The organism is Rhodococcus sp. 1168 (genome assembly GCF_002091955.1).
Taxonomy (GTDB): domain Bacteria; phylum Actinomycetota; class Actinomycetes; order Mycobacteriales; family Mycobacteriaceae; genus Rhodococcoides.
Genome location: NZ_MKKY01000065.1, coordinates 1 through 11801 on the forward strand (window position 1 = coordinate 1; position 11801 = coordinate 11801).

An 11801-nucleotide genomic window follows, 5' to 3' on the forward strand; every position below is an offset into this window, starting at 1 on the left:
CATCCTTCCAGCGGAACCATCGATCCCGCTATCTCGGTGTCCACCATCCGGGGGGAGCCTCAACCGACCATGTTGTGTCGGGGACATCGACGAGGGCGGCGACCATCGCGTCGGTGAGCCCGAACCCGATCGAATACGACACTCGCTGCCTGTGCAGCCAAGTGAGGTATTTGTGGCTCGAGCCAGCGCCGTCGGTGCGGACGAGGACCTTCTTCCCCGGCCGTGCCGAGTACACGTTAGGTAACTGCGCCAACGCTTTCCGCGTCACCTCGATGTGGTCGTCGGCTGTGTTGGATCCGGCGTTGCCGGGGCGGAGCAACGCGGCGACGGATTCGCCGGTGCCGTCGGTGCCGTGATCGACGAACGCCATGAGGGGGTGAAATCCGAAGCCTCGTTTGTACGTCGGTGCCGCGTTCTCCTTCTCCGAATGCGACGTCACCAGTGTCGCGTCGAGGTCGATGACGATCGGATTCTTGGCGGTGATGTCGTGATCGGGGCCGTGCTCGCCGGCATGATTCCAAGCTGCGGCGCGGGCGAATGCCCGCGCGGTGTCGATCGCAGTGAGCGCAGATGCCGCGTCTGCGGAGAGCGAGGTGATCAGACGGGAGACGGTCGGATCGGAGGGTACGGTGCCGAACACCGGGGCGTGCTCGCGCAGGGTCGCGATGTCGGAGAGGCAATCCCCACCGAGCGCCAACGACACCGCGAGATCGAGGATGATCTTGCCGGGATCGAAGTGCGCCAACGGTTTCCGCCACGGTGACAGCGCCTCGGACAGCGCGGTGGCATCGACGGACAGGGCGGGGTACGGCGACGTAGACTTGCTCGCCAGAAAGACATCCCATGTTGCTAAGAAGTCAAGCGGCAGTCTTCTTTTCGATCGGCATGGCCGTGGAGGATGCCCATGCCGTGTGTTCGTCGTAGTGACTGTTCGCTGCGAGACAACCGTGCAAGATGCCCACGAATTTGTTGGCCACATGACGCAGGGCAGCATTGTGGCCGACACCTTGCCGCCGTTGGGTGTCGTAATACTTGCGTGCGCCGGGTGAGACTCTGATAGCTGTGAACGCTTGGCGCGTCAGTGCGTCGAGCAGTCTGTCATTGTGGACGTAGCGCCGCGAGACCGCGGACTTCTTTCCCGACGCTTTGGTGATGGGGCTTGTTCCCGCGAAGTTTCTCCGAGCTTTACCCGACCGGTAGCGTCCCGGAGCATCACCGAATTCGGCGAGTACCCGTGCTCCGACCATTGCTCCCATGCCGGGAAGTGATCTGATGATCGGTGCTTGAGGGTGTAGCTCGAACGCTGTGGTGACCTGGCCGGCGAGAAGGACGATCTTGGGCCTCGATCGCCGCAGCGACCGCCAGCATCGCGACAGTGGCGGCGGCGTGGGCGCTCGACAGTGCTCCGGGCTGGGTAAGTCTGCCGGGGGCGCGAAACACCGTGCGCATCGCGAGTGCTCGGTCCTCGATCATCCGTCGCTGTGCGCGTTTGAGGACGGCCTTGATCTGTGTGAGGGTCGATGCGGCGGCTTGCTCAGGCGTGGGTGCCTTGGTCAGTAGTTCGACAGCCTCCGCTGATGTGAGGTCGTCGAACGCATCGAGCGCAGCCGGAAAATACTGAATCAGATTGTAGCGCAGTCGGTTCAAATGTCGTCGGCGTTCCCAGATCAGAGTTTTGTGTGTACGTGCGAGGATTTTCAGGCCTTCGACTTCGAGGGAGTCGTCGGCCACGGCACGTAACTGCCGTCGGTCGGTCCGCACCGTGTCTGCGAGTACGTGCGCGTCACCGACATCGCTTTTGGCGCCGGCCAAGGAGAAACGTGACCGACACCGTGCCGACTGGACCGGGTTGATCGCGTAGACCACGTATCCGTAACTGCGCAGAGCCGACACCCACGGACCGTTGTCGCGCTCGATGCCAACCAACACTTCCTCGTCGCCGTCTTCGTCGTCATCGGCTTCTCTGCTGTGTTCGGTGATTTTCGCTAGAAGTTCGGCGAGTCCGTCCACATTTTCTTGAACTCGGAATCTGGCTAGGACATCCCCGTTCTCCGACATCAGTTCTATGTCGTGATGGTCCTGCGCCCAATCGTCTCCGATAATGATCATCGTCACCTCGCTGAGTCGTGTGTAGCACTACAGGGCAAGGCAGCAGCCGTCGTTAGTCGCGACCAAATGACGAGTGCTCGAACGGATCCGTGGAAGTGGACCGGTCGGCACGGCATCCCATCAGCGATCAGGCGACGGCAGTCGACGAGGGCACGGTCATTCAGTAGGACTCCGCGTCACCGAGGGCCCAGGTGCTCCGTGTGCTCACCCGTCAACTGCTGCCCCTTAAGAATCCATGTTCAGTGGATCCTTACGACTCATTTGGTGCTCCTCGTGCTGGCTGGATTGTTTCCTTCGCAAGATCAATCTTCGCAGCTCAGAGCACCATTCTTCTTGTCTGACACGCCGCGTCTACCTACCGGCGTGAAAGCCCGAGGCTAGCAGATCGGGCTCAAACGGATCCTCTCCAGCTGCCCACATCTCGAAGCAACTGCAGGGCATGTCACCTCGTTTGCGGCGATGCTCACCGGACGCCCTGGGAAGCAACTGAACTCGTGGATGTCTGCCGTTTCTTCAGATGATCTGCCGCACTTGCATCGCTTCGTTCGAGGACTAGACAGCGATCCCGCGGCCGTCTGAAAACGGGTTGACCTGCCGCACAAGTTCCGGCACCGTCGACCACGGCTGGTCCCGCACCGTGCTCGCCCGCCAGATCGAAGGACAGCTATACCGGCGGATCGGGGCGGCGCCCTCGAACTTTCCCGATCGCGAGCTCAGAGACCTCGTCGACGTCCGGTGTGTAGCCCATCCGCCAGCCAACCGGCGCACCAGTTGCCCGATTTCGTTCCGCGCTTCTGTAGACGCTTCGGGTCCACGAGACGTGCCCCGAAATTCTGTCTCACACCAAACCCACCTGACTGTCAACAGTACGACTTTCGATTGATGCGCACTGCCTACTGCGAACCGTAATCTGACCCCCGTGACGGAAAACGCATCGGCCGCAGCGCTCTCGCCTGCCCCACGCATATCCAAGTGGTGGAGCCTCGTCGTACTCGCGCTGGGCCTGGCGATGATCGTCATGGACGGCACTATTGTGGCCGTCGCTCTCCCGACAATCATCGACGACCTGCACCTGAACATTACTGACGCACAGTGGGTGAACTCGCTCTACGCGATCGTGTTCGCCGCGCTATTGCTGACCACTGGCAACCTCGGCGATCGCCTTCGCCGGCCTACGCGCGAGTCACGGCCCCGACGAGGTCATCCATCAGTTGTCGGAGGCTTTCGACTCAGCCACTCAATGGGCGATGCTCGCCGCGCTCGTGTTCCTCATTCTTGGACTAGTCGCCTCTCTGCGGGTACTGCAGGTTTCACGCCAAAAGATCTCCGGACGCAGTGCTGCGAGTGAAGATGAGCCGCTAGCCAACCCCACCGGCACGTACGCCTGACCCCACTCGATCAGACCGCATTCCTGCCCGGTGGTGGAGATACCACCGGAAGTAGTCCGTCTCGTCACAAGCAAGGAATCGACGGAGACCAGCCTCGCCAACCGTTTGCTGGATAGCAATCCGACCACCGCGGTGAACCAACCGCACGCGCAGGAGAACGCATGATGACAACGAACGAGACACTCGCGCAGTACAGTGACTGGGCCTTCAGGTCCGCTTTCACCGTGCTCGTGCTGGCGTTTGTGCTGCTCATCGTGCAGTACGCGTCGGCCAGAGCAAAGGCGGTTCAGGACAAGGAACTGGTCTCCGCCGGCGGTGTCGACGCGTCCGTGCCTGGCAGGGTCGCGGAGACTCCGAGCAAGTCGCTCTCGGAGCGATTCGGCGGAATGGGCCGAGCTGTCCTGGTCGTCGGAACGGTACTGATCATCGCGTCGATCGTGCTCCGCGGATTTGCGACGGAACGATTCCCGCTCGGCAACATGTACGAATTCGTGGCGATGGCGTGTGCGGCGTCGTTGCTGGTCGGACATGTCCTGTTGATCAAGCCGGCGTACCGCCCGATGTGGGTATTCTTGCTGGTACCGGTTCTGATCTTGATCTTCCTCGCCGGCACGGTCCTCTACGCCGACGCGGCTCCCGTGGTTCCGGCGCTGCGCTCGTACTGGCTTCCGATTCACGTGACGATCGTCAGCGTCGGCTCCGGAATCTTCATGATCGGCGGTATCGCGAGCCTTCTGTTCCTGCTGCGACTGAAGTTCCCGCCCGGGGACGAAGGCACGAGCACCGGTGGCCGGATCGCAGAGCGACTGCCGGACGCCCAGACTCTCGACCGCTTGGCGTACAGAAGCACGATCATCGCGTTTCCGCTGTTCGGCGCAGGCGTCATCCTCGGTGCCATCTGGGCGGAAGCTGCGTGGGGACGTTTCTGGGGTTGGGATCCGAAGGAGACGATGTCCTTCATCGCCTGGGTGATCTACGCGGCCTACCTGCATGCGAGGGCAACGTCCGGGTGGCGGGAGACGAAGGCTGCCTGGATCAACATTGCCGGTTTCGTTGCGATGCTGCTCAATCTCTTCATCATCAACATGGTCGTCTCCGGCTTGCACTCCTACGCGGGACTTAGCTGAATTCTGCCGATCCAACCACTGTCTCGGAGACAACCGAAACTCCCCAAGGATTGTCTCGCTTGACATTGCTGGCAGACACTCCCCGAATTGGTCAGTGTGACACTGGCGTCAACCTACGTATTCGGATTTCTCGCTGGTTTTCCAGGACCGTGACGGAACGAAATCGGTCTCTGCCCGCTAGGAGTCGAGTGAATAGAGGAGCGAATCGGAGTCTGCGGGGTGATGCCACACCCTGCTGCGACGGGGTTGTGCAGGCTTCTAATCAAGCCACCGAAACTAAGTCAGAGTCGGCGCGTCGCCGCCGCAATCGATGGACAATTCCCCACCAGTGCACTGCGAGAGGCAAAGCAGTCCCTGAGCCACATAGATTGCAGCGACGATACCGATCCTGCGAGCCGCCCCAGGCCAGCCGCTATCAATACTTACAGGCAGCCCCGTCTATAGCACTACCGTTCAACGTGACGGTCGGGTCGTCTTGTCGGTTGCTGGCCTCGCCGGGCAAGTTGGCTCACCCCTTGCAGCGCCGCGCTGTCTCTATCCAAAGTCGTAGACGAAGTTCACCGTTCTTCCGATGTGCCGGGTCCGGAATTCCTGTGGGATGAAAGGTGTGAAGATACTTGTCAATTCCGCGTTCGGGTACGCCGTCGCGGGTCTTGCGTCGGGCCTGTACTACCGGGAGCTGACCAAAGCCCAGGACTTCGACGGCCCGACTCAACTGTCCATCGTGCACACCCACCTTCTGGTTCTCGGGGTGCTGTTCCTGCTGATCGTCGCGATCTTCGAGCGCCTGTTCGTGCTTTCGACCAGCCCCCTCTACCGGTGGTTCACCGTCACCTTCCACGCCGGCCTGCTCCTCACTGTCGCGATGCAGCTCGTCCACGGGACCATGCAGGTCTTCGACAAGGACGCGTCGGCCGCCATCTCGGGAATTGCCGGTATCGGGCATGTCTTACTGACCGTCGCATTCGTCGTCTTCTTCCTCGCACTTCGCACCGCAGTCGCAAGCGAGCCGGGACGCACCAGTGCTTCCGAAAACGTAAGCGCACCAAAGAATGCGGAGGAAATCGCATGAACGACAGGGAGTCACGTCCAGAAAAGAACTCGGATGCCCGCATCCTGGTGCGGGCATTCCGTATCGTTGCGACGCTGGAAGCGGTGACCTGGCTCGGGCTGCTGGTCGGTATGTACTTGAAGTGGATCGCGAAGAGCACCGAGGTCGGCGTCCGCATCTTCGGTTCGCTGCACGGGGCAGTGTTCGTGACATTCGTTGTGCTCTCGATCGCGATGTACGTCAGGCTCGGATGGCGCCTGAGGATCCTACTGTTGGCGTTGGTTTCTTCTCTGCCGCCGTTCGCCACGATCGCATTCGAGGTGTGGGTTGCCCGCACCGGGCGCTTCGTCCCAGGTGCGGACCGCTACTCCGATTTCTCATCCCGCTATCCGACATCGGTGCGATGAACGCATATCAGTCGGGATTGGACGCCACGATATGAAATCACGCTTCATGAACACTCTCTTCGGGTCCCGACGTCGGGCCGGCATCGTCGTACTGCTGTGGATCATCCTGGTGGGCGCCCTCGCAAGTTTTGCGCCTGCCTTGGAAGATATCGAAAACAATGCGGGAGCAAACGATTCGCCCCCGTCATCGCAATCCGTGCAAGCCGCCGAACTCGCCGCCCGCGAGTTCCCCCGCAATGAGGGCACCCCGGCGATCGTTGTCGTGAACGGCGCCGACAGGTCTGAGACCTCGGCGGCAGTGAACCGGATTGTCACGATCATTGACGGTGCGAGAGCCGACAATCCCTCGATCGTCGCGATCGTCACCGCCGACAGCCCTGGCGGCGACAATCTGCGCACCACCGACGGTGACAGTGAGATGATTGTCGTCTCGCTGACAGGCGACCCGACCGACGAATCGTTCCAGGACACGGTCGGTACGCTTCGCGATCTGGTCAGCGAGGCCGCCGAACCTGCTGATGCGGCGGTCACCGGGCCTGCTGGAATCGCCACCGACACCGTGAAGGTGTTCAGCAGCGGCGACAAGATCCTGCTCCTCGGAACGATCCTGCTGGTCGCGATCATCCTGATGGTGATCTACCGTTCGCCGGTCCTCGTGGTTGTCGCGCTGGCCGGTGTGGGCGTCGCGATGCGGCTCGCCGAGACGGTAGGCGCGATGATGGCCGACGCGGGATGGTTCGACATCAGTTCGCAGACCGCATCGATCATGACCGTGTTGCTGTTCGGTGTCGGCACCGACTACGCACTGATCGTCACCGCCCGCTACCGTGAAGCCCTCGCGGAGGAACAGGATCGCTCCGCCGCGATGATGCGGGCGCTGCGGGGAGTGTCCGAATCGATCTTGTCGAGTGTTTCGACGATCGTGCTGGCCATGCTGGCTTTGTTGGCAGCGGTCTCTCCCGCATTGCGTGGGTTCGGCCCGTATCTCGCGCTGGGTGTCGCCTCGATGGGGCTGGTCGCCTTCACCTTCACTCCTGCATTGATGTTGCTTTTCGGAGGAAAACTGTTCTGGCCCTCCACAACCCAGGCCGCGTCGAGCCGCGTCGGTGGCAAGGTCTGGGAACGGATCGCGGATCTGGTCGACCGATCCCCGAAAGCAGTGTTGGTCTCCACACTCCTGGGTCTTCTCGTGATGACCGCGGGCCTGACCGGCTACCGTGAAAGCTACGACTTCATCAGCGGATTCCGCATCGACACCCAGTCCGAGTCCGGTCAGAACATGATCGCGGACGCGTTCGGGCCTGGGGAGATCGCACCCTCCACCGTGTATGTCACCACACCGCCCGGGACACCCTCGCCCGACTGGAACCGGATCACCCGCGAGCTGTCGGACACGGCCGGGGTAGCCCGAGTCGGTGAGAATCCCGCGCTCAGCGCGGACGGGACAACAGCGGCATTCCAAGTCGCCTTCACCGACAACCCCTACAGTCCTGAGGCAATGGACCGCGTAGGCACCCTCGCATCCGCTGCTCAGACTGCCGCAGACCGCGCGGGGATCGACGGTGTGCAGGTCCTCGTCGGTGGCGAAAGTGCTCACTCCGCCGATATCCGGGCGGCGCTCGATCGCGACAACTGGGTCGTGGCCGCACTGGTCCTCGTGATCGTCGCCGCGGTACTAGCACTGCTGCTGCGGTCCGTGCTCGCACCCGTGTACCTGATCGGGACGCTGGTGCTCTCGTTCACCGCGACACTTGGGATCACGACCTTCATCACTGTCACGTTGCTCGGGGATGCCGGAATCGGAAACCGGGTTGCGATCTACATCTTCGTGTTCCTGGTCGCGCTCGGTGTCGACTACACCATCTTCCTCATGAGCCGCTATCGGCAGGAACTGTCGGCGCATCCACCACGAGCGGCGTTACGAATAGCGCTCATCCGATCTGGCGGAGTGATCTCGTCCGCGGGACTCATCCTGGCAGCGACCTTCGCTGTGCTGACCACTCAACCGATCCGCGAACTCTTCCAGTTCGGATTGGCGATGGCGATCGGAATCCTGCTCGACACCTTCGTAGTCCGGCCGCTGCTCGTTCCTGCGATTATGCGACTACTCGGAGAGAAGGCCCTGTGGCCGTCCGCCCCGCAGATGGCGACGAAGCGCGCGACGACGATGTCTCCCCTGTGACGCACTGTCGGCGAGTTACCTCGGCCTTTCCTCAGAGCAGGAGCAATCCGGACGATTGCCGCCGTTTCGGCCCGTCGACCTGTTCGAGCCGGCTGATCGCAGCAATCCGAACGTCCCGCAGCAGGTGTGAGGAACACACTTGTCAGACCACAGTCATGACCCACGATCGGCACTACAGCTACCGTGTGTCGTGATGGTTGAGGAGTTCTCGTTTGCGCGAATCGCACGCCTTCGTCTGGGACTGCACGTTCTCGTAGTGGTTCTGGCGTTGATCGTGTTGCTGCGGGCGGTACTGCTCTCCGAGGCATCCGCAGGATGGATCGGTGCGTTGACGGCGGTGTTCCTCGTCGTTTACATCGTGGGCGCCGGCTCACTTCGTGCTCCGGTAGCGCGATTCGTTTGGCTGGGGACGTTGTGTGCGGTGTGGGTTGCCATGGCGCTCCTTGGCGCCGACGCGGCCTATGTGTCGTTCGGGCTCATCCTGCTCTTCATAACTGAAGTGCCACTGATCCCCGCGGTCTCAGCGGTAGCGGCGATCACCCTCGTCAACGCGTTGATCGGTGTCCTTACTCGGGGTCAGTGGGGTGGCGCACTGGTCGGATCGTTGCTAGGGGCTGTTGTCGGTGTCGTTATCGGCCTGGGCTTCCGGGTGCTGTTTCACGAAACGGAGCGACGACAACAACTGATCGAGGACTTGCATCACACCCGCTCGGAGCTGGCGAAGACCGAACGAGCTGCGGGCGAACTCGCCGAACGCGAACGGTTGGCCAGAGAGATTCATGACACCGTCGCGCAGGGGCTGAGCAGCATCGAGATGCTGCTGCACGCAGCCGAGGCCGAAATCCTACCGCCGGGTGCTGAAAGCAAGATCGTGATGGCCCGCCGGACTGCATCGGCAGGGTTGGCCGATACACGTCGCCTGATCGCGGCACTCTCGCCCGCCGACCTGGCGGGAAGCTCGATCGTCGACGCGTTGAGCAGGGTATGTGAGCGAGCCGGAGCCGGCATTTGCGACATACGTCTCCTTGTCGAGGGGCCGGCTGTGTCCTTGCCGATGCCGGTGGAATCGGCTCTGGTGCGACTTGGACAAGGGGCGGTCTCGAACGTCATGCGCCATGCTGATGCCCACCGCGCCGTAGTCACCCTCACCTATGGCCCTGACGCCGTACACCTGGATGTAGTCGACGACGGGCACGGATTCGACGTTGCGATCCTCGACGATTCCTCTACGCACAACTTCGGTCTCAAGGCCATGCAGGCCCGTGTCGAGCAGCTCAACGGCCAGTGGGCCATCGAATCCGAGCCCGGCCACACCGCGATGTCGGTGACGTTTCCGCTCGCGCATCAGCAGGAGGAGCAGCGATGATTCGGCTGGTACTCGCGGACGACCACGTGATCGTGCGCGCCGGGCTACGGGCACTGCTCGAACGGTACTCGGACGAAGTCTTGATTGTCGCCGAAGCCGCCACAGGCGAAGAAGCTGTCACACTGTGCAGTGAGAGGGCGATCGATCTAGTCCTCATGGACCTGCGGTTCGGGACCGGGCTGAGCGGTGTGGAGGCAATCAGCCAGATCCGATCCCTACCGAACGCTCCGCGGGTCCTGGTGGTGACGAACTACGACACCGACGCTGAGATTCTGCGCGCGATTGAGGCCGGTGCCAGTGGTTACCTACTCAAGGGTACGGCCGCGGCCGAACTCTTCACAGCGATCGTCGCAGCAGCAGGAGGTGAAAGCGCATTGTCACCAACGGTTGCCTCGAAACTGATGGCGCAGCTGCGGGATCCCGGCGCGGCACTCACCCAGCGCGAAGTGGAGGTGTTGGAGGCCGTCGCCGTCGGCCACTCGAACCGGGAGATCGCTCGTCGAATGTTTCTCAGCGAGGGCACAGTAAAGACGCATCTGACGAATGCGTTCGGAAAGCTGGGCGTGCGATCGCGGACGGCAGCAGTTGCACAGGCCCGCGGGCGGGGGATTATTGGAGGCGACACCCACTAGATTCTTGTCCAAATGCAGCTTATGTAGACAAACAGTGTGGATGATGAGTGGAGCGCCGCCTTATTCAAGGGGTAAGTCCCATGACGTGGTGGACATTCGGTGAGGCGGCGTAGCCGCTGCTCGGGCGTGTCGTACCCGTGTTGTGGGTGGGCCATCGCGTAGTGATGAACGAGTTACCGCCAAAGTGACTCGACCAAAGGACCACGCGATGACCCACGACCATTCTGCCCTGATCACCCAGCTCGACGCACTCAAGGGCGCCGACCCGGCGAGTGTGTTCGCCGAATTGATCCGCGCCGGCTTACAGACCCTGATCGACGCCGAGGCCACCGAGGTCCTCGGTGCCGGCCGCTACGAACGGACCACCGAGCGAACGAACTACCGCAACGGCACCAGGCCGAAGACAGTAGCGACGACCAGCGGCGACATCGAAGTCCAGATCCCGAAGCTGCGCACCGGGTCGTTCTTCCCCAGCCTGCTCGAACGCCGCCGTCGCATCGATCAGGCCCTGTACGCGGTGATCATGGAGGCCTACGTCCATGGCGTCTCGACCCGCAACGTCGACGACCTCGTGACCGCATTGGGGGTCGACTCGGGGGTCTCGAAGTCGACCGTCTCGCGGATCTGCCAGGGCCTCGACGTCGAGATCGCCCGCTTCCGCGAGCGTTCGTTGACGCACACCAGCTTTCCCTACATCTTCCTCGACGCCACGTACTGCAAGGTCCGGATCGGTGCGCACGTCGTCTCGCATGCTCTCGTCGTCGCCACCGGGGTGTCCATCGACGGGACCCGCGAAGTATTGGGCACCGCAGTAGGAGACAGTGAGTCGTTCGACTTCTGGCGCGAGTTCCTCATCGGACTCAAAGCCCGCGGTTTGTCGGGGGTGCATCTAGTGATCTCCGATGCGCATGCGGGGTTGAAAGCGGCGGTGGCGCAGCAGTTCACGGGTGCGTCGTGGCAGCGGTGCCGGGTGCATTTCATGCGGAACGTCGGCTCGGCGGTGTCGTCGAAGCAGGTGCCGCCGGTGATGGCTGCGATCAAGACGATCTTCGCACACACCGAGCCCGATGCCGTTGCGCAGCAATGGGATCAGGTCGCCGACACTCTCGCTGGCTCGTTTCCGAAAGTCGCTGCGATGATGCGTGATGCGAAGGAGGACGTGCTCGCGTTCCGGTCGTTCCCGAAGGCACATTGGCAGAAGATCTGGTCGAACAATCCGATCGAACGACTGAACAAGGAGATCAAACGCCGCGCCGATGTCGTGGAGATCTTCCCGAACCCGGCAGCGTTCCTACGCCTGGCGACGGCGGTGGTGATCGAGGCGCACGACGAGTGGCAGGTCACCCGCCGCTACGTCTCCGACGTCTCCATGGACGAACTGAGGGTCGTCATCGCACGAAAGGAACGCGCTACAGCCGCCGACACGGACACCGAGTCGTTGACACCCAAACTCGAATCCGCATAACATACAACACAACTCGTTGATCACGAACCAGATGGTTCACCGATCCGAACTACACCACGCCATGGGGCACTATC

7 protein-coding genes and 3 pseudogenes are annotated in these 11801 nt (G+C 62.0%); 8 read left to right on the forward strand and 2 right to left on the reverse strand.

Annotated elements, in window-relative coordinates; all coding sequences use genetic code 11:
* Positions 1 to 64: 64 nt before the first annotated feature.
* Positions 65 to 832, reverse strand: a pseudogene (locus BJI47_RS12415) (transposase); the annotation flags it as partial.
* Between the two features lie 25 nt (positions 833 to 857).
* Positions 858 to 2109, reverse strand: a pseudogene (locus BJI47_RS12420) (IS110 family transposase).
* Between the two features lie 919 nt (positions 2110 to 3028).
* On the opposite strand from BJI47_RS12420, the pseudogene BJI47_RS12425 reads away from it, so the two are divergent.
* The 8 genes and pseudogenes from BJI47_RS12425 to BJI47_RS12465 form a co-directional block, all read left to right on the forward strand.
* Positions 3029 to 3274 (forward strand): annotated as a pseudogene (locus BJI47_RS12425) (MFS transporter); the annotation flags it as partial.
* Positions 3275 to 3661: 387 nt separating this feature from the next.
* A complete protein-coding gene (ccsB, locus tag BJI47_RS12435) occupies positions 3662 to 4624 on the forward strand; it encodes a c-type cytochrome biogenesis protein CcsB (protein WP_088944022.1) in 963 nt (320 codons plus the stop codon).
* Positions 4625 to 5222: 598 nt separating this feature from the next.
* Positions 5223 to 5696 (forward strand): DUF2871 domain-containing protein, encoded by a 474-nt coding sequence (locus tag BJI47_RS12440; RefSeq protein ID WP_080711897.1) that lies wholly within the window; start codon positions 5223 to 5225, stop codon positions 5694 to 5696.
* Complete coding sequence (locus BJI47_RS12445) at positions 5693 to 6082, forward strand: DUF3817 domain-containing protein (RefSeq protein WP_088944023.1); 390 nt, start codon at positions 5693 to 5695, stop codon at positions 6080 to 6082. The genes BJI47_RS12440 and BJI47_RS12445 overlap by 4 nt, the downstream gene beginning before the upstream one ends.
* A gap of 46 nt (positions 6083 to 6128) precedes the next feature.
* Complete coding sequence (locus BJI47_RS12450) at positions 6129 to 8264, forward strand: MMPL family transporter (RefSeq protein WP_254900568.1); 2136 nt, start codon at positions 6129 to 6131, stop codon at positions 8262 to 8264.
* A gap of 193 nt (positions 8265 to 8457) precedes the next feature.
* Positions 8458 to 9630 carry a sensor histidine kinase gene (locus tag BJI47_RS12455; protein ID WP_088944025.1) on the forward strand — a complete coding sequence of 391 codons (1173 nt, stop codon included), beginning with the start codon at positions 8458 to 8460 and terminating at the stop codon, positions 9628 to 9630.
* Positions 9627 to 10262, forward strand: coding sequence for a response regulator transcription factor (locus BJI47_RS12460; RefSeq protein WP_088944026.1), 636 nt, complete (start codon positions 9627 to 9629; stop codon positions 10260 to 10262). Before BJI47_RS12455 ends, BJI47_RS12460 begins: the two co-directional genes overlap by 4 nt.
* Before the next feature lie 208 nt (positions 10263 to 10470).
* On the forward strand, positions 10471 to 11727 hold the full coding sequence (locus tag BJI47_RS12465) for an IS256 family transposase (protein WP_088943966.1): 1257 nt from the start codon (positions 10471 to 10473) through the stop codon (positions 11725 to 11727).
* The last annotated feature ends 74 nt before the right edge of the window (positions 11728 to 11801 follow it).